General features: G+C 33.0%; 17 protein-coding genes and 1 pseudogene. 3 read left to right on the forward strand and 15 right to left on the reverse strand.

Annotated features, from left to right (window positions below):
- Positions 1–111: 111 nt before the first annotated feature.
- The 3 genes from QRY57_RS15735 to QRY57_RS15745 form a co-directional block, all read right to left on the reverse strand.
- On the reverse strand, positions 112–618 hold the full coding sequence (locus QRY57_RS15735) for a histidine phosphatase family protein (protein WP_286015500.1): 507 nt from the start codon (positions 616–618) through the stop codon (positions 112–114).
- Positions 563–1,549 (reverse strand): MFS transporter, encoded by a 987-nt coding sequence (locus QRY57_RS15740; protein WP_349775679.1) that lies wholly within the window; start codon positions 1,547–1,549, stop codon positions 563–565. Before QRY57_RS15740 ends, QRY57_RS15735 begins: the two co-directional genes overlap by 56 nt.
- 96 nt (positions 1,550–1,645) lie before the next feature.
- Complete coding sequence (locus tag QRY57_RS15745) at positions 1,646–1,942, reverse strand: hypothetical protein (RefSeq protein ID WP_286015501.1); 297 nt, start codon at positions 1,940–1,942, stop codon at positions 1,646–1,648.
- 59 nt (positions 1,943–2,001) lie between these two features.
- On the opposite strand from QRY57_RS15745, the gene QRY57_RS15750 reads away from it, so the two are divergent.
- Positions 2,002–2,322, forward strand: coding sequence for a hypothetical protein (locus tag QRY57_RS15750; protein WP_286015502.1), 321 nt, complete (start codon positions 2,002–2,004; stop codon positions 2,320–2,322).
- Between the two features lie 84 nt (positions 2,323–2,406).
- On the forward strand, positions 2,407–2,727 hold the full coding sequence (locus QRY57_RS15755) for a hypothetical protein (RefSeq protein WP_286015503.1): 321 nt from the start codon (positions 2,407–2,409) through the stop codon (positions 2,725–2,727).
- 325 nt (positions 2,728–3,052) lie between these two features.
- On the opposite strand, the gene QRY57_RS15760 is transcribed toward QRY57_RS15755, so the two are convergent.
- Entirely contained in the window at positions 3,053–3,709 is a 657-nt protein-coding gene (locus QRY57_RS15760) for an HAD family hydrolase (protein ID WP_286015504.1), read from the reverse strand.
- Between the two features lie 1,213 nt (positions 3,710–4,922).
- Between QRY57_RS15760 and QRY57_RS15765 the strand changes: the two are divergent.
- Positions 4,923–7,353, forward strand: a pseudogene (locus tag QRY57_RS15765) (PAS domain S-box protein).
- A gap of 627 nt (positions 7,354–7,980) precedes the next feature.
- On the opposite strand, the gene QRY57_RS15770 reads toward QRY57_RS15765, so the two are convergent.
- The 11 genes from QRY57_RS15770 to QRY57_RS15825 form a co-directional block, all read right to left on the reverse strand.
- The gene (locus QRY57_RS15770) at positions 7,981–9,267 is read right to left on the reverse strand and encodes a Cna B-type domain-containing protein (protein WP_349775680.1); all 1,287 of its coding nucleotides are present in this window, start codon (positions 9,265–9,267) and stop codon (positions 7,981–7,983) included.
- Positions 9,171–9,491 carry a Cna B-type domain-containing protein gene (locus QRY57_RS15775; RefSeq protein ID WP_286015505.1) on the reverse strand — a complete coding sequence of 107 codons (321 nt, stop codon included), beginning with the start codon at positions 9,489–9,491 and terminating at the stop codon, positions 9,171–9,173. The genes QRY57_RS15770 and QRY57_RS15775 overlap by 97 nt, the downstream gene beginning before the upstream one ends.
- A complete protein-coding gene (locus tag QRY57_RS15780) occupies positions 9,467–13,075 on the reverse strand; it encodes a Cna B-type domain-containing protein (RefSeq protein ID WP_286015506.1) in 3,609 nt (1,202 codons plus the stop codon). Before QRY57_RS15780 ends, QRY57_RS15775 begins: the two co-directional genes overlap by 25 nt.
- Positions 13,076–15,294: 2,219 nt before the next feature.
- On the reverse strand, positions 15,295–15,738 hold the full coding sequence (locus tag QRY57_RS15790; protein ID WP_286015507.1) for a hypothetical protein: 444 nt from the start codon (positions 15,736–15,738) through the stop codon (positions 15,295–15,297).
- 284 nt (positions 15,739–16,022) lie between these two features.
- A complete protein-coding gene (locus QRY57_RS15795; protein WP_286015508.1) occupies positions 16,023–16,403 on the reverse strand; it encodes a hypothetical protein in 381 nt (126 codons plus the stop codon).
- A 120-nt stretch (positions 16,404–16,523) separates the two neighbouring features.
- Complete coding sequence (locus QRY57_RS15800; protein ID WP_286015509.1) at positions 16,524–17,138, reverse strand: immunity protein Imm33 domain-containing protein; 615 nt, start codon at positions 17,136–17,138, stop codon at positions 16,524–16,526.
- 80 nt (positions 17,139–17,218) lie between these two features.
- Positions 17,219–17,782: a DUF1444 domain-containing protein gene (locus QRY57_RS15805; protein WP_286015510.1), complete on the reverse strand. Its 564-nt coding sequence runs from the start codon at positions 17,780–17,782 to the stop codon at positions 17,219–17,221.
- 75 nt (positions 17,783–17,857) lie between these two features.
- Positions 17,858–18,385 carry a SecY-interacting protein Syd gene (locus QRY57_RS15810; RefSeq protein ID WP_286015511.1) on the reverse strand — a complete coding sequence of 176 codons (528 nt, stop codon included), beginning with the start codon at positions 18,383–18,385 and terminating at the stop codon, positions 17,858–17,860.
- Positions 18,386–18,391: 6 nt separating this feature from the next.
- Positions 18,392–18,928, reverse strand: coding sequence for a SecY-interacting protein Syd (locus QRY57_RS15815; RefSeq protein ID WP_286015512.1), 537 nt, complete (start codon positions 18,926–18,928; stop codon positions 18,392–18,394).
- A 221-nt stretch (positions 18,929–19,149) separates the two neighbouring features.
- A complete protein-coding gene (locus tag QRY57_RS15820) occupies positions 19,150–19,881 on the reverse strand; it encodes a DUF4261 domain-containing protein (protein ID WP_286015513.1) in 732 nt (243 codons plus the stop codon).
- Positions 19,882–19,987: 106 nt separating this feature from the next.
- Positions 19,988–20,152, reverse strand: coding sequence for a bacteriocin immunity protein (locus QRY57_RS15825; RefSeq protein WP_432804092.1), 165 nt, complete (start codon positions 20,150–20,152; stop codon positions 19,988–19,990).
- Positions 20,153–20,625: the final 473 nt, after the last annotated feature.

Raw genomic sequence — 20,625 nt, forward strand, 5'->3', positions numbered from 1 at the left:
ACATAACCCCACTTATCAGTAGTCACTGTATCTAGAAAAAACCCCTTCAATTTACTTGCTGAAGGGATTTCGTATTTACATAATTTTCGGTTGTGGAAGTTAACTTTTGTCCTAGTTTAAATGAGTGGTATTGTTACTAAACCTAATAATACAGACACTAGACTTGTATTCAAGTAGATATATGCCTGTGTTGTCAGTATGGAACCATACATCATGCTCTTTCGGTAATTGAAGGAAGCTATCTATAATTTTTGTAATCACTCCTCCATGGGAAACAATCGCAATTCGTTTGTACTGTTTACTCCTTTCTCTAACAGCTGCAAGGATGTTCTCAGCACGTAATCTAAAGTCTAGTTCACTCTCCCTCTTCTGCATTTCACATAACTCAATTAAATACTCTACAGGGCATTTAGCAGCATTACTCAAAATTTCAGTAGATTGAGTCTCTCTCAATAGAGTACTCGACCAAATAAATTCTGGAGGAAATTCCTTTGATATATAATTTGATAGAGAAAAAAGGAGAGCGAATTGCTTATTTCGGGCAAAACTCTCTCCTTCTTTATTAATTTGAGTTTTTATTTGGATTTGCTGCCAGCCCTCCAGTATTGAAACTTTCATTTGTGATTCTTACTGTCGTTTGGCCGTATTTCTCTTGAACTAACCAGATGGCTATCGCACCGATAATACACGGAATTGCAAATGCCATAAAATTAAATTGAAGTGGAAGCTGCGAGCTTAATAAAAATCCACCAAGGGTAGGACCGAGAATACCACCAATTCTTCCTACTCCCAATTCCCAGCCTACTCCTGTTGAACGGATACCAGACGGATAAAACTGTGAGACATATGAATTAGTATTAATTTGTGTACCTGTTGTTGTTCCGCCAGCAATAAAGAGTAATACATACAGTAAAACAGCATTGGGTCTAAGACTTAAAGCAGTAAGGGACAAAAAGCCAAGTACAAAGAAGGTAATTAAAATTTTACGTGATCCGAATCGGTCTGCCATCTTACCTCCAAATATAGCCCCTACTACCGCACCTAAATTAAGCGTAATTAAAAACAGTAAGCTGGAACCAACAGGATATCCGGAAGATTGCATGATTTTAGGCAGCCAAGTACTTAAACCATACATGACTAATAGACACATAAACGCTGCCACCCAAAACATCAAAGTACTTAATGCACGTTTTTCAGTAAATAGCTTTTTAATCGAAGTATCTGTGTTATCTGTGACATTCATGAAAAATTCGTCTTTTTTACTGAACTGATCTTTTGGGCTTATTTTGTTAAGTGTAGAGATAAGCCTATCTTTTTTATTTTCTTTTACATAATAACTATACGATTCTGGTAAAACTTTATAAAGAAAAGGCAAAACCAATAAAGGAACACCTGCAACCCAGACAACTGCCCGCCAACCAAAGAGTGGTAATAGCGCTAAAGCACCCAGTGAAGCAAGAATCCCACCAAATGCATGTCCGCTAAACATGATAGCTACGAGTGTATTGCGCAATTTTTTAGGTGCATATTCAGTAACCAGTGCAATCAGATTTGGCTATACACTTCACTAAATCATTTTACGCGCCTAATACATCTACAGCGTGATTAATAACATCATAATTCTTCATACAATCCTCCCCATGTGTTAACTCTTAGTATCTTCTTGTTTGAATTTATCCGCTTGTTGTTCTATAAAGTCCGCTGCTAAACGAACTGGCCCCATATAACTTCTCTGAAATCCATAAACAGCATAAGTTATCGTGTTAATTAAATTCCCATCTACACTAGCTGACGATTGGTTTAATACATTAATTATTTTATTGCTTGATCCAGTAAACTTTTGATTTATATCTTCTATTTCCCTTTTTAAGCCCGACGCAATTTGTTTTACCTCTTCCACTGATAAACGAGCAAGTACTTCATCACTAACCGGATTACTCATAGTTTCTCTCTCCCTAAAAAAGATTTATAATATTAATAAACATTTTTAGGAGAGAAAATATGGATAGATCCAAAAAGAAAAATGTTATAATTTTAACCATTTTAGCAATTATAGTTTTAATAATAAGTTGTACTGTATCATTTATTCATAATAGAAATATCGCAAAAGAAAAAGCTACTAAAGTCGCAATACAGCACATGATAAAAGAAGAGAATATAGATTTTGTGGTAACCGATGTCAAAATCGAACACTTAGAACTCAAAGGTTTTATTACAGTATCAGGATATGATAAAAAAGATAAACAAGAAAGATATCACGTTATGATAAATAAGACCCAAAATTATACAATCGAATTTTTTGGGAAATTAAATCCTAACTAGTCAATGAATAAAATAACATGATTATAGCAAGGGAATGCTTGTATGCGGATCTGTACTGCATTCTCTTATTCTATGGGGGAAAATATGATTAATTTAAAAAAGAAAAATATTATACTTTTAATCATTTTAGCAATTATAGTTTTGACTATAGGATGTATGGCAAAATTTATTCATGACAAAAATACTGAAAAAGCTGCAAAAGAAAAAGCTGCTGAAGTTGCAATAGAAATTATGAAAAGAGAAAAAAATATAGATTTTGTGGTAACTGATGTCAAAATTCAACACTTAGAACTCGAGGGGTTTATTAGAGTTAGAGGATATGATAAAAATAATAAACAAAAAAAACATTACGTTGTAGTAAATAAAATTCAAAATTATGAAGTCGCGTATTCGGGAGAAGAATAATCTATTTCCAACAGAAAACTCTCATCTTCAAACACTATGTTAATAGGGTACCTTAATGGTGTCTTCTCTTTATAGGGGGAGCACCGTATACCCAAAACGATTAAAATAAAGCTTTTATGCTCTTTATTAAGTTAACTTTAAGCATTGAGTTATTGTATATTGTCATGTTAGTAGGTACTTTTGACACTACTAGTATTTTTTTCATTTGGTCGGCCTCTTAGTTGGGTTTATGGGATGGAAATTACTACAGAAACTGCAGGTTAAAAAATTCTTTAAACCATCTAATATGAACTATGTGAAGTAAAACAACTTCTGATTATGTTTATCATGTAAAATAACTTAATAATCTATCAAAAGAATTGATTTCGGCATATGGTTTTATTTCGGTATCATTCTTGATCATATGAGGATTGAACCATATGCCCTTTATATTTGCATTTTGACAACCACCAATATCCTTTTCTATGTCATCCCCAACGAATAATGCGGCTTCCGGTTGCACATTAAGCTTATTTAATGCTAATTCAAATATGCGTTTGTCAGGTTTACTAATCCCCACTTCTTCAGAAATAATTATTATATCAAAACAACTATTTAAATTAGTGTTAATTATTTTAGCTTTTTGTCTCTGAGTTGAGCCGTTTGTTATAATTGCAACTTTAACTTGCATCTTTATGGTATTCACGAAATTTATAGTATTTTGGTTTATAGAAAAACAATGAGGAAAATTATTATTCCAAAAATCTTGAATGTAATTGCGTGGCAATCTATATTTTGGTGGAAATTCATCAAAAAATGATTCCAAAACTTCTGTTTTATCACTATAGCCATAAGCTCTGTTATCATACTCTTTGAATTTTCGTAACATTTTGTTTTTAATCGAGCGTTCAACACCCTCATAACATTTTTCTAAAATAATTAAAAACATTTTTTCTACTGCCTTATCCCTATTAAGTAAGGTATCATCTAAATCAAATAGCATTGCTTTATAACCTATCAATTAACTTCACAGCCTTTCTCACATGATATAAATAATCCCTAGTTCGAACATTATAATTTAAGTACAGCATTTCAAGAACTTATATATTCAATTACCACTATCTTCTAATCTATCCAAAAGTTTGTTCAATTTTTTGAAATTCCCACAAGAAAAACGATAATATGAAGAAAAAACCAACAACAATTCCTACTAATGGTGCGTAAAATCAAACGAAAAAAATCGCTATTATAGTTGGTACTATGTATCCAAGTGCTACCATAAAATTTCACAGCTTCCCTGCTCCACAATAAGTATAGGGACTATCAAAGCCATCCCCATTATGAACTCCTACCCTTTATTACACCTATTTATGGTCAATATTCTTCATCCCAACCACATATTCCTTCTTAGACTAAACTGCCCTTTAGTTCAAGTGTAAATCTTCAAAACTTCACTTCTATTTAACATAAATATCCACCCCCTCCTATTAAGAAAGAACTGAAAACGACTGTTTATGGGACTTTACTTATTTCTATTCAAATTCAGTCTCAAAACTCATTACCAAAAATAAAAGCTCCTAACATATTAGTCATATACAATATGTTAGGAGCTTGATATTTTAAATATTTTTTGGATTTAGGTCTTGATAAACATACTTCATCAACTTTTCGATTCATTCCTGTTGTTTTTATTTTATCTACTCCCTTTTTTTTATAATACATTATTCCTATACGCTTTTTTTGTTACTATAACAATATTCATCTGAGAATAAAGAAAAAAACCTCCTCATTCTCCTTTGAAATTCATCAAATCAAATTTAAGGATTCTATTATTCGCTATAACGAGTTTTTCCTTCCTCAATACCTATCCTATTATCAAATTGATTAAAACAAAAAAATAAACGAATCTGAGAAGTCATTTTTAATGAACATATAATTTTTTGAAGTAAAAAAGAGTTAGAATTTCATCACCACTCATTTAAACACAGTATTCCATCTAATAATTATCCAAATTCAAACGTTTTTTTAAATTGCATTTTCCCTACAAATTGATCATCTTTTTCAAATTATAATCTACGTATATCTAGGTCCTATCAATTTCTTGCATCTCCCTCTAAAACAATCTTATCATTCTAAATAATCAATCTGATACTCATATAATTTGTAGGATTTTCTTATTTTTTGTCGAATATATTCAATGGGAGGAGGGAAATTGCATGCTTTTCACAGGATTCTTCATTAATCTATCTATTTTTGCTTTCCTAGTTAGTTTAACTTTTTTTATCCATGTATTTATTGGGAAAATGGATTCTAAATCAATTCAGTTATTCGGAGGCATATATGCAGGTATTATAGCTGCTATTTTGATGATTTTCAGTTTTAAGCACATGGGATGGTTTTATGACCTTCGAGTAGTCCCTCTTATAATTTCGTTTATTTATTTTGGCCGTACAGCCGGCTGGATCACATTAATGTTTATTTTATTTATGCGTATCTTCTACTTAGGTGGCGATTGGGGACCAGCTTTGATAACCTCCCTAGTAATAGGTATTATATATACTATATTTAAAATATATTTTAAAAATATCCATCCTTTTAAAAGCGTCTTTCTTTATCTTGCTGTTTATCTAACTATAATCCATTTAGCAGTTGAATTCTTTTTTCCATCTATATCACTTATCCTTCTTGACATTCAGGGTACATTATTTATATCTTCAGGACTATTAATTGGTATTTTTCTTATGGAGTCCCATCAAAAATTATATAGTTTAACACAGAGTTTAGCTAAAGCGAATGAAACATTACAAGAATCAAAGCAAGAATTAAGGGATACCGTCCATGAACTGCAAGGAGGTATTTTTAAATTTAAAAAAGTGAATGGGAATTTTATTCATACTTTATGTGATGGACAGTTATTTTATCAACATGGATTTTACTCTGAACAAGTGGTAGGTAAGAGTTTACTTACCATAGATCGCTCCATTGTTCCATTCCATTTAGTACCTCGACTACTAAAATATTATCAACAAGCATGGGATGGTAATGAAGTCACGTTCGAATTACCTTGGCCAAATGATGATACTATTATGCTACTCTCTCTTAGGCCTGTGAAAAGAGAGGGAACTGTGATTGAGGTGGTTGGTTCTACCGTTGATATTACGAAAAGAAAAAATGCAGAAAATGAACTAAAGGTAACGAAAGAACGGCTAGAATCATTTATTAATCATAATGTAGATGCTATCACTATATTTGATTTAGACGGACACATGATACAAGCCAATAAAGCTTACGAAAAGATATTTGGTTGGTCAGAAAAAGAAATCTTGGGAAAAAAATTACCTTGCGTACCAGATTTTTTAATGGATCAAACTTTAGAAACTATTAAAAACATTACCGCAAAAGATCCTGTTATTACTAAGTTAGAAACAGTGCGACAACGCAAGGACAAAACTCTCATTGATGTAAGCTTGACGGTTTCACCTATTCTAGATTTAAGGGGCAATGTAATTGCTTTATCAGGAATTTGTAGGGACATCTCTGACAGAAAACAAGCAGAAAGAGAACTACATCAATTACATCAACAATTAAGAGACAGTGAAATGAAATACCGCGCACTCATCGATCAAGCAACGGATGCGGTATACGTAGTAGAACTGAATGAAGATCAAGTTCCAACTCGATATATTGAGGTAAATCCTGTTGGGTGTAAAAGATTTGGATATAGTAGAGAAGAGCTTCTCTCGATGCCATTTTCTAGTACTGTTCCGCAAGATTCTCCATTGATCAAAAGATTTTTAGAAAAAATTAGAGAAGGACATACTTCTTTCACTTTACAAGATGAATTTGTGTTTCCGACAGGAAAAAGAATGACAACTGAGTTTGGTGTCCGTGTTTTTAATTTGAACGGCAAAAACGTTTTCTTGAGTATGTCTCGAGATATCACTGAACGGTTAAAAACTGAGGAGTTATTACGAAAATCGGAGAAACTTGCTGTAGTTGGTCAATTAGCCACTGCCATTGCCCATGAAATTAATAATCCTTTAACAGCAATGAAAGGATTCATGTATTTGCTAAAAACAACGGAAAATAAGGGCAGTGAGCATTATATAGATATCGTGTTATCAGAGATTGAGCGAATAGGTAGTATTACTAATGAATTTATGGCGTTAGCAAAACCTCAGGCGTTAGAAATTAAAACAAATGACCTAAATGTATTAATGAAACAAGTTGTAATGATACTTCAGCCTCAAGCAATGATGAACAACATACAAATTACAACTGAGTTTACATCTGATACTTCATTCATCCTTTGTGAAGGGAATCAATTAAAGCAAGTTTTTATAAACATCTTAAAAAATGCGATTGAAGCAACTCCGATGGGAAGGAAATCTTGATTCAAATCGAAGATGTACCTGATAAAAACCAGGTAAACATTCGATTTACTGATTACGGGTGTGGAATTGAAAAGATCGTATACCTTATCTAGGAGAACCATTTTATAGTATCAAAGAAAATGGTATCGGTTTAGGATTAATGATCTGTTATAAAATTATCGAAAAGCACCAAGGAAAGATACTTATTGAAAGTGAAGTAGGCAAAGGAACGACAGTTAATATTAATCTTCCTATATCTACTCTCGAAAATTAAAGCACTTATTCATCTTTTTAGATACAATCTATCACGCGAAGTTAAAAATAAAATATCTCAGAAGCAAAAAGTTTCTTTTCTATAGTTTAGAATAAAGAAACTTTTTTGCTTTTAAGATATATACATGCTACTTAACCTAATGGTATTTTAGGGCAGTCCTTCTTTCACTAAAATACTTTTATATCCCCCTACCATCCTATATACTATGCCATAAAATCGACCGTGTACTTGTCTAGGTTAATAGCACAAGGATTTTAAATATAAAAAGGCCGCAAAGCTTTTCTTCAAAAACGCTCTGCGACCTTTTTATTCCTTATTCTACCTAAATAAAAATTAATTGTATTTTCTCTTGAATCAACGGTACGCTATTACTACATCTATTACTCATTTACTTTCATATAGATGATTTAATTTTGAATCATAATGATGAACCCAGGTTATAATCACTACATAAGCAATAGATGATCTACTTTTTCCACTAAGTCACTTATTATTAAGTGCATCCCTAGTTGATAATAGTTTTTCTTTGAAATCACTTGGCTTAGACATATATAATCTCTAGTCTTTCTAATTTAATAGTATCCGTATGTCCAAGTTTGATAGGTTTCTTGCACCAAATCCATTTTTTTATCTCATTCGTTGACGAGCAAATATGAATCCACCTAAAGCCACCAACAACATACCTCCAATGTATGAAATTATATCCATCGATGTTCCGCCTGTTTTAGGAAGCTCTACTGACGTTTTAGCATTTTCTTTAGTAGGTGGAACTTTAGAATCGCTATTTGTGTCTGTATTTGCGTTTGGATCTGTACTTGGATCTTTTGGTTCTGTACTTGGATTGTCCTTGATTTTTGTATTCGTGATATCAAAACCGTTTACTTCGGATTGATATCCCTCTACTGGTTGTTCTTTTACTTCATATTTGTACGCTGCACCATTCGCATCATATGCCGCTAATTCTTTAAATGTATATTTCCAACCCGTTGCTTCACTTACTTCTTGCGTTGCGATAACCTGACCGTTTTGTAGTAAATCTACTTTAATTGTTTTCGGTCGATTTGTCGCATTTCCGTCATTCCACGTCTTTGTTCCTTCTACTTTTGTTTTGCCAACCTTTGTATTCGTGATGTCATTTCCTTTTACTTCGGATTTGTATCCGTCTACCGGTTGTTCTTTCACTTCATACTTGTAAGCTACACCATTCTCATCATATGCCGCTAAATCTTTAAACGCATATTTCCATTCGCTTGCTGCGCTTACTTCTTGTGTTGCGATTACTTTACCATTTTGTAGTAGGTCTACTTTGATCATTTCTGGACGATCTTTTGCGTTATCGTCTTTCCATGTTTTCTTACCACTAACTTCTGTTGTTTCCGTATTTTTGTAAGTGTTCGTAATCGTTGTTCCTTCTACTTTTGTTTCGTAGCCGTCTACTTTTACTTCACCTACTGTGTACTTGTACTCGTTTCCTTGTTCATCGTACTTTGGAAGGTCTTTGAAGTTGAAATTCCAGTTACCAGTTTGGTCGGCTTTTACTTCTTGTGTTTTTAATTCTTTTTCATTTTGAAGCAATTGAACTGTGATGCTTTCTGGACGTTTGTTGAACTTATTGTTGTAATCGTCCCATACTTTTTTACCACTTAGTTCTGTCACTTCCGTATTTTTGTAAGTGTTCGTAATTGTTGTTCCTTCTACTTTTGTTTCGTAGTCGTTTACTTTCACTTCATTTACTGTGTACTTGTACTCATTTCCTTGTTCATCGTACTTTGATAGATCCGTGAAACTGAAATTCCAGTTACCAGCTTGGTCAGCTTTCACTTCTTGGTTTTTGAACTCTGTACCATTTTGAAGTAGTTGAACCGTGATGCTTTCTGGGCGTTTACCAAACTTATTGTTGTAGTCATCCCATATTTTTTACCACTAACTTCTGTTGTTTCCGTATTTTTGTAAGTGTTCGTAATCGTTGTTCCTTCTACTTTTGTTTCGTAGCCGTCTACTTTTACTTCACCTACTGTGTACGTGTACTCGTTTCCTTGTTCATCGTACTTTGGAAGGTCTTTGAAGTTGAAATTCCAGTTACCAGTTTGGTCGGCTTTTACTTCTTGTGTTTTTAATTCTTTTTCATTTTGAAGCAATTGAACTGTGATGCTTTCTGGACGTTTGTTGAACTTATTGTTGTAATCGTCCCATACTTTTTACCACTTAGTTCTGTCACTTCCGTATTTTTGTAAGTGTTCGTAATTGTTGTTCCTTCTACTTTTGTTTCGTAGTCGTTTACTTTCACTTCATTTACTGTGTACTTGTACTCATTTCCTTGTTCATCGTACTTTGATAGATCCGTGAAACTGAAATTCCAGTTACCAGCTTGGTCAGCTTTCACTTCTTGGTTTTTGAACTCTGTACCATTTTGAAGTAGTTGAACCGTGATGCTTTCTGGGCGTTTACCGAACTTATTGTTGTAATCATCCCATACTTTCTTACCACTTAGCTCTGTTGTTTCCGTATTTTTGTAAGTGTTCGTAATTGTTGTTCCTTCTACCTTTGTTTCGTAGCCGTCTACTTTTACTTCACCTACTGTGTACTTGTACTCGTTTCCTTGCTCATCGTACTTTGGTAGATCTTTGAAATCGAAGTTCCAGTTACCAGCTTGATCAGCTTTCACTTCTTGTGTTTTCAACTCTGTTCCATTTTGAAGCAATTGAACTGTGATGCTTTCTGGGCGTTTGCCAAACTTGTTGTTATAATCGTCCCATACTTTCTTACCATTTAGTTCTGTTTTGTCTGTATTTTTGTAAGTGTTCGTAATCGTTGTTCCTTCTACCTTTGTTTCGTAACCGTCTACTTTTACTTCACCTACTGTGTACTTGTACTCGTTTCCTTGTTCATCGTACTTTGGTAGATCTTTGAAATCGAAGTTCCAGTTACCAGCTTGGTCAGCTTTCACTTCTTGTGTTTTCAACTCTGTTCCATTTTGGAGCAATTGAACCGTGATGCTTTCTGGGCGTGTGTTGAACTTGTTGTTGTAGTCGTCCCATACTTTCTTACCATTTAGTTCTGTTTTGTCTGTATTTTTGTAAGTGTTCGTAATCGTTGTTCCTTCTACCTTTGTTTCGTAGCCGTCTACTTTTACTTCACCTACTGTGTACATGTACTCGTTTCCTTGTTCATCGTACTTTGGTAGATCTTTGAAATCGAAATTCCAGTTGCCATCCTTATCAGATTTCACTTCTTGTGTTTTCAACTCTGTTCCATTTTGAAGTAGTTGAACCGTGATGCTTTCTGGACGCTTACCAAACTTATTGTTGTAGTCATCCCATACTTTTTTACCATTTAGTTCTGTTGTTTCTGTATTCTTGTAAGTGTTCGTAATCGTTGTTCCTTCTACTTTTGTTTCGTAGCCGTCTACTTTTACTTCACCTACTGTGTACGTGTACTCATTTCCTTGTCCATCGTACTTTGGTAGATCTTTGAAATCGAAGTTCCAGTTGCCAGCTTGGTCAGCTTTCACTTCTTGTGTTTTCAACTCTGTACCATTTTGAAGCAATTGAACCGTGATGCTTTCTGGACGTTTGTTGAACTTGTTGTTGTAGTCATCCCATACTTTCTTACCACTAACTTCTGTTGTTTCTGTATTCTTGTAAGTGTTCGTAATTGTTGTTCCTTCTACTTTTGTTTCGTAGTCGTTTACTTTCACTTCACTTACTGTGTACTTGTACTCGTTTCCTTGTTCATCGTACTTTGGTAGATCTTTGAAATCGAAGTTCCAGTTACCAGCTTGGTCAGCTTTCACTTCTTGTGTTTTCAACTCTGTACCATTTTGAAGTAGTTGAACTGTGATACTTTCTGGGCGTTTACCAAACTTATTGTTGTAGTCATCCCATACTTTTTTACCACTAACTTCTGTCACTTCCGTATTTTTGTAAGTGTTCGTAATCGTTGTGCCATCCACTTTTGTTTCGTAGCCGTCTACTTTTACTTCACTTACTGTGTACTTGTACTCGTTTCCTTGTTCATCGTACTTTGGAAGATCCGTGAAACTGAAATTCCAGTTACCAGCTTGGTCAGCTTTCACTTCTTGGTTTTTGAACTCTGTACCATTTTGAAGTAGTTGAACCGTGATGCTTTCTGGACGTTTGCCAAACTTATTGTTGTAGTCATCCCATACTTTTTTGCCACTTAGTTCTGTTTTGTCTGTGTTTTTGTAAGTGTTTGTAATCGTTGTTCCTTCTACTTTTGTTTCGTAGTCGTTTACTTTTACTTCACTTACTGTGTACTTGTACTCGTTTCCTTGTTCATCATACTTTGGTAGATCTTTGAAATCGAAGTTCCAGTTGCCAGCTTGGTCAGCTTTCACTTCTTGTGTTTTCAATTCTGTACCATTTTGAAGCAATTGAACCGTGATACTTTCTGGGCGTTTACCAAACTTATTGTTGTAGTCATCCCATATCTTCGTTCCTGAAACAGATGTAGTTTTCACCTTATTCGGAATCATAAGCTTTACACCTTTTTCAGCATTTCTATCAATTGTAAAGTTTACTTTCGCTTGAGGATCAAAATCTAGATAGTTTGGAGCTGAAATCTCTTGCACATAGTAATTTCCTGGATTTAAATCAGGAACCTCAACAATACCTTTTTCATCGGTTTTATAAGTATTTCCAATTTGCTGACCTGATTCCGTATACAATTTAAAAGAGACATCAGGTATGAATTTTTCCGTATTCCCTTCAATATGCTTAACAATTCTTAACGTTCCTTTTGGTGGTAAATCACCGTCAGCACCGCCATCTGAGTTTATGTTATCAGTCCAGGCCTCCCCTGAAAACGATACCGGTTGCTCATTTAAAATTTGGTAATTAATCGTATACTTATTGACAAAAGTTTTTTGTTTCATTCCACTTTCAGTTATATTAGTTCTATATCTAATATTGAAAGATTGACCACTTACATAATCCTTATAAATTCTAATTTCAAAAGAGTTACCGTTAAAAGTAATCGTTCCATAACCCCGATCCATAAACTGTTGAGGTGTTAAATTTTCATTTCCCAAAACAAAACTATCTAGATTTAATGTTTGACCTGATTGTGCTGTATCAGACAAAACAATGTCAGCACCTAGCTGTTGCTTGTTATTGTTTATAGGTATCTCCCACTTCACTTCAGTCGGAGCATCCGCATCCATTCTACCTGCTTTGTAGGAAAATGGCGCTGTACCTCCACCACCCTCAGTTGGACCCTTAATTGTGATTCTTTGTGTTTGTAAATTTGTTCCTAAATTTGTGTCAACTGTTAGTGTTTGTCCCGTCGCTACATCCTTAGTTGCTTGAACTTCAAATTTAAAAAACCCTCTAATATTTTGAAGTTTCTCAACGACATCACTAAATGTACATACGACATTCGTTGACGTGATTTGACAAGTACCAAAATCAGTCCCTGCCTCATTTTTCAATGGAATCGTTCGACTATATCCTTGTAATTCTGGAGGTAACGTTAATGTTAATGTGTCTCCAGTTTTCATTTGATTTCCAGATTTGTCACTAAAATTAACTTTTATTCCTGTTCGTTCTCCGTAACCTAATTCCGTTTTATCGAGTGTAAAACTATCAACTAGTCCTGTTTTATTTAATTCTTGTGCACTTGCTATTATAGGTATATAACTCTGGCCTATAGTAAACATAAAAATCATTAAAATCGAAAAAATCGAAGTTACTCTTTTTATCATGTCATTCTCCTATCAATTATTATTAGATGGCTTCTAATATGAATATGTAATGACAATGACTCAATAGGATGATGACATTTCTTCTCTTTTAACTGTTATAAACTTAAAAACTTGAAAACAGGTTTCTAAAACGATTCCTCTACTCTCCATTAACCTTCATTTTTTCTAATGCAACACTAATTACACTAAGTTTACTATTTACAAATTTAACAATTGTTGATATTATTGTAACTGGCTAAATTACATTTTTTCATCATCCTTATCAAGTCTCGGAATCTTATGTTGTATCATATCTACCATCTCATGGTGAGCATAAATTCCTGATTAATAATGTTTTCATCCCAATGCTATTGGTTTATTCATACTACTTTCCATTGTTTTCAGATTCATAACATCAGTATGTCCAAGTTTGATAGCACCTTTTTAATGATTCACAATTTTATTTACCAGAACCTTTTGCCCCCTCCTAAAGGCATTTTTTATGCTCTCCTCCGTAATATATGACTACTTTGAAAATAAAAATAGATTTTGTAACTTTTATAACTGATTTTGTAATTAAAGAAACCAAACATAAATACGATATTTTGAATATACTTCTTATTTTATACTCCTTCCTACATACACTGAAATATCATTCTTAAATACTTGCGCCATCCCCCCTACCGAACCCTTGATTCACATAGTGAAAATTACAAATCCCTAGTAACTTTGTTTACTCATGTAAATCTTTCAAATCATTCTCCAGGTTGTAATTACGTTGGCTTATGCTTTTTAAGAAAATGAACGGTAACATCCTCAATCTGTCTCAGCTTATGAATTTAGTATTTTATTCACAACTTACATGACGTATAAACTTCTTGGTTAAATCTCGCTATACCAGATCTTCAATTAAATTCTCAGCATGACGACAAGATTCATAATTAATTGTAGTTGCTTATTTCTTTATTTCCATAAAACCAGATTTCACATTGCTTGGTCGGTACAATGGCATATAGGCCATTTATAAATAGCTGTAATGCATGTGCACTTAAGCAATAAAGGTGTCATCAGAATAACAAAATACACGTGCTCTACTTCTACCAAATAATTAATAATTACATTTTAGTCACCTCACTATTTGTATATAATGCTAGATATTATATAAAACAAAGAAAGAGTAGTAAGCGTAATGTCAATCAGACAAAAAAACTAAATTTTCAGTCTTTTTTATATTTAAAGGAGGATATTTTCAGCTACTCTTTCTTTGTATTATGAGTTTAACACTAAACATAACGTATAACAAGACAAAATTATTCAATTTTCTCTTAATTTCGACATTTTATTCAGGGAGGCTTATATCATACTTGCGAAAGTTCCTTACAATGCATTTTAAACAAAGCCATCTACATCCAAAACACAGTCCTCAAATGTCATATGATCGCGAATATCCTCAACATATGTATCTTTGTAGCTATATGTATTATTTCTCTTCGAAAGTTTCAACTGGTTTTTTCCAAAAATTCAGTATTACTAGAACTGCATTTATAGATTGGTCATTTAAAGCAAGTTGGTTGCGGATAATAAAGGGTTTCCTCATCTTTTTTCACCTCTTACCTTTAAATACAACAAAATATGACAAAACACTTAAAAATATAACAATTTTGATTATAACAAATCGAAATTTGATGAAATATGTTCCTTTAAGAGAAAAATCTTAAGATGAAATGCGTTTTAATCCCTTGTGTATCAATGGGTTTCAGGATTTATATATTCTTTTACGAACATCATACAGCTATTAATTTTCATATTTGTAGAAAAAATGAAATTTAGTGAAAAGGAATGGAAGCGTATACACCTATGAATTTTCATGTTTTTAACAACTAGATAAATCATGTAAAAACTTTGAAACATTGATGTTAAGAGAATTACCCTCTGATTACTAATTACAAAACGGACATCATATAGCTGAATGTTTTTCATGTTTTCATAAAAAAAGGGATATCATACCGCTATGGATTTTCATTTTGTTTGAGAAGTGAAAACTATGAAAAAGGGAAAGAATTCATGTCATAAACGAATTATAGAAACGTCGCAACTTTATTCAAAACGCCTCGTCTTTTTTACAAGCATCGTGGCCCTATTTCAAATTCACATTTTGATACATTCTGCCTTCACGTAATTAGACATATTCTCTCACCTTTTCCGTTATTTCCTTCTATAATTGTTAACGATTGTACGCCTTATACACTCTCATCAATAATTTTGAACCCACTATACTCAATTAAAGCTCTAAACACATCGCTCCCTCCATATGGCCATCCATAAGGATAAAATTCAATCCTTCCAATATTGTTTGTTGCCTTTTCACAAGAGACTAATTCATATTCCCCAGAAGCAAATGCATCAATCATAGATTCAAAGTCCCATGGAGTTCTCAATTTAAGGTCTGTTAAACGTTTTTCTACAGGAGTTTGTTCCCATAAAATTTGGTAATGATGTAATTCTTCTTCCGTCGGCCACCAAAACTGTTTTAATACTTCTTCCTCAAAATACGCTATCCACATAGAATCACTACAATCTATCATCTCTTTTTCTTTCTCTTCCTTAAGCTTGTAAAAAAATTCTCTTAGTCTATGAAAACGAGACTCTTTATGTATTACAAACTCAAAATAACAATTCGTCATATACTCACCTCTATATGTGTATAACTTATGAAACTATATTTCCCTAAATTATAACATTCCAACGTTTGCTTATAACGCCTATTATGGTTTTAAGGTTAATGTTTTACCACCTATTCGATCTGTACGTATTCTTTCAAATTATAGAGAACCTTTACACTTTGATATGTAGAGCACTATTTATTTTTTATCATCCTTATCGTCAGCTATCTTACCCAAAAGATAACGATGAATAACCCCAGTAAATTGAAATTTACTGAGGTTATTCATGCTTATTAGCAAACTCTTTATTTGAAAAGCATGTCCAACAAAGGAATTTTAAACGCATCAAAAAATCTCGGAATGACAAATGCGACAATAAGAAAAAGCACTTCCACAGCTATCTTTTTCCACTTAGAATTCGGTACATACTTTTGATAGAAATAACAACTGAAAAAAGCCAGAAATATGAATATCATCCCGATGAGAACTGGATATAAATGTGGCATAACTATTGGAAAATATTCCGTACTCATATCAGCATTCGGATCGTCCCAAAATAAAGCTACCGTAACAGCAAAAAAGAAAAAAAACGCAAAATTTATCATATGGAAAACAGTAAGTAAAATAAACAGGGTTAAGATAACTTTATCCTTAACTACATGAAATAAATTGTCTTTATAAGCCACGAATGTTCCTCCCTAAGTAATTGCTCCATTATTTAATTAGGCTCATCCTGCTCGATTCGACTTTACACTTTATTGAGATACTGACATCAACAAATGACTCGCTCTTTTTTCTATACTTAATCATCTATTATTGACCCTACCCAAAATGTTTACATTATTTTCATCTACCACTGCTTTCACAACATCTTTTTCAAAGATTACAAGATATCCAGAAGGCAATGTTAATACTTGAATAAGAGAAGGTTTCAATTTTAGTAATTCGTATGCATAAAACACTTCGTACTCTTCTGTATCATCCTCATCATTAATAGGGCCTATATACCAACCGGAGTCACCTTCTTCACAATCTTTTGTTCTTTCTAAATAAATATCATCTAATTCCATTACATTTTTGGCGACCACAATTTTGTCACAAAAGCGCAGCAATTCCCCTTCAATTGTTAATAGTTTTAAAAAACTCACTTGTGTTAATAGTATCCATAAAGAAATCGTCAAATCATCTGTCATATCTTGAAATGGATTCTTCGTATAATCATGTACGATAATATGATAGCCATCTTCCCTTTCATCAAGGAAGTAAATTGACCAACCAACTTGTATAGAAAAACCATTTATTAATCGATCGTTTTCTACCTCAGTTAGAAAATGAAATAAACCTTCTACCTGCATCGCAAAGCACTCATCCGCCTGAGCAATGAAGGTTTTATCTCCGATATTCCTAATAAACTTTTTCACTTATTTTCCCCCTCTTTTCACAAGCACTTCATTTTCATTCTAAATACTCACTCTATTACAAAAAGTACTATTTTGGACGACTATAAATACCCCCATTTCCCCTCACTTCTCACCAAAATTTTATCAATTAATAAATGATCTCCGTCTTCCCAAACCTTTTCTATTATACTTTTCATTTTTTCAATTCCATTCCCAGCATTACAATCACAAAAAACAAGAATATCTCTCGCTGGTATTGCAACCGCATACCCATTTGATACGAATTTTTTTAATGAGTGATCCCATAAGTCGTCTAAAACAATTAAGCTAGCTTCGAAATTCCCGTCAAGAATTAAAGCAATACACCCTTCCGATAGCGTGTGAACCCGTAATTCTTTTTCATCTGCTAATTTATATAGATTATTGATCCCGATTTCTAATAACTGCTTCTCATCCAATCCTTCTCCTGATATATGCTTATTTTGAACATATTGAAAATAAGCGTTTTGATCATCCTCAACTAAAAAGGTAAGTATTAAATCTTCATTAAAAAATGTATGGACAAAACTATTTTCTTCAGATAGGGTAAAACACTTTTCATCTAGATTCTCTTTTACTACTGGTTTCAAGTATGCAACCGCTTCCTTACAAAACTGGATTGTCATATAAATACGCCCCTTTAAATTCTATAACAATACACACCAACTAACAGATATAAAGCCAGCAAAACACTACTAAATTCATTGGAAGCTTAATCGAGAAATGAGTACCTTTAAACTTTTACTAAGATGCCGGTACTCTTCCGTTTCAAAATCTTCCATAACAATTTCTCCAGTACGATTGTTCAAAAGAATTAACATCCCACTACTTTCAAATCCTATAGGAAAATATATTTCATCTCCTTGTCTAAGAAATAAATAATCTTGAATACGCTCTATAAATAAAAATGGTTCAACACCTGGTGTTACAGGGAATAAACTAATATTGTAATTATCAATCCAACCAATCATCTCGAGAAACCAATAAGAATTATAATATTCTTTTATATCAGAATGAAGGGTAGCATTTAGTTCTTTTTCAATTTTTTGAAAATCATCATATTCATCTTTCTCCTTTGGCTTCCAAAATATATAGTCATCCTCATCCTTTTTACCAATATATAAGCGATGATCAATCTCTACATTAAATGGAATCTGCGGGTGTGTTCCGTTCCAATCGCTCCATTTCAATAAGTAACTTTCAAAGTAACGCTGCATGATCGCTTTCAATGCTGATCACCTCTTCAAACGCAAATTTGAAATTAATTCTTGTATATTTTCTGAAATCGTTTCAAATGAATCTCTCTCAAAATCTTCTAATTTAATTTTCCCATTTTCATTGTCAATCACAACTAGCATTCCGTTGCCTTCAATACCTATTGGAATATGTTTTAATCTCTCTTGGTGGTTTTCCTTGTAGCCCTTTAACTGTTCTTCAAATGAATTTAATTCAATATTCGGCAATACCGCTTCTAATTCAATATAATAATTTTTATAAAAGCCATTTAATTCAGCAAACCAATAGGAATTAAAATACATAATAACAGTTTGATGAAACTGAACTCCCATTTCTTGTTCTAAATGAATAAAGTCGTGTACGATATTTTTTTCTACTGGTTTCCATAAAATATAACCTTCCGCATCTATTTCCCCATCATAAAGAATAGGATTCACTTCTTCAAGAACTGGTGTTTTTAATAGAAAATCTAAACCTTCGTGCGCTAATTTTATTCTTAACCTAAAGTATTGTTGCATTACAATCTTAATAGACACACATATTCCCCTTTACTTCACTTAATTTTCCCCCTACAAATCTATCATCAAAAATGGATTGGTATCTCTTTAGTAAATGCCTATGTAAATATGTCTCTAAATTAGAAGCACTCCATTCTTATTCACCTGTATCCATGTTCAACTCTCATCATTTCTATAGTTAGTTATTTACAACAAATCGGATTTCCTGCACCATCTATTCCTATCACAACAATTTTACACTACTCCTTCTTTACTAATGCCCAAATACCATATTGATTATAAAACAATTCATCTTCTGAAAAATGTTTACACTCCGTATGTTGTAATATGAAATGAGGATTTCCTTCATCTAAGCTGAATGTAGAATAGTCCGTTAAGCTAGGATTTTCAATGAGATTATACAAACAAAAAACGTTCATTAATTCTTGAGCATATTGCGGAGTTACTTGATCTTTAAAAGTAATTACATCCGGCAGCCCAAAGCAATGCATACCACACGTATAGTAAAAATCATCTTCTGCGACTACTGTTACAAAAGCTTTGAATAATTGGACTTCATCAACTGTATGATCCATATCATTCCAGCTTCCAATTGTATTTGCTGTACCTGAAGATTCAACTTTCACGCCAAGTCCTCCAGCTTTTACAAGTGCAGTTGCAGTATCAACTAACTTCCTTATCTTTTCAATGGAACCTCCGTCCCCAATTAAATACAAAGTTAAGGAATGCTCTCTAATAAGATCAAGGTCTTCCTCAGTAAATGAATTGTATCCAGCAATTTCAAAAGCTTCTGCTACTCGCTCGTCATGTTCATATATATCAACTTCAAAAAAAATACTCGGGTCCTCTAGTTTACTAATATAATTCCCAGCAAACATATATCCCTCACTTTTTCTTACAATCGCTTCAATAAGTTCACTTCTATCCTTCCATAAACCAGGTATACATAATACAACTTTTGAGCTTTCCATCTCATTCTCCCCCTACCACAGCTTTATATAAAGACAAGTACAATTTCTTATCTATTTGTTTCAGTTATTCTTTTTCTTTCTTATAGCTTAATGCAATCTCAACTACTTATTCAGGTATTAATTCTATATCATTCCAAAATATTAAATCACTAGGTGCCGGATGTAGAACACCGCTATTATTGAATTGATTCACATATTCACTATGTTCTGTTTCTGGTAAATCAAGATTATAAATCTTTTTTACAAGTTCAATAAGTTCCTCTCTGTTCATTTGGCTTTTCATATCATTCAACCTTTCAAATTGCATAAATCACTCCATTGTTCTTTCTATTTCGATTAAACTTTATATTTATTGTACTATATTTCCATTTCATATTTTTACGTTTGATAGTTATATTATTGCTAAAAACTACGAAATCCCTAGGTACATTCCATTCACTAGGGATTCCAATTCATTATATAATTTTATCAAGAAAGTATGTATACGCGTCTCTGACATAAATTACATTTTGTCTATAAGTGTAAAAGATTGAGGCAAGTTAATTCTTCACTTCTTTAACGACTATGACTTAATTCTAGATGCTCTTAAAGGAGAATGAGTCGCGGAAGTATTTGAAGATATAAGATAAAATATTAGTATTCGATATATTTCTTCATATACTTAGGAAACATAAAATCTATCAGAAATAAAAAGAAGCATAAGTCTTCTGTTCTGGAAGATTTATGTTTCAAATCTGTAGAGTG

This window comes from Bacillus arachidis (assembly GCF_030285945.1).
GTDB lineage: Bacteria > Bacillota > Bacilli > Bacillales > Bacillaceae_G > Bacillus_A > Bacillus_A arachidis.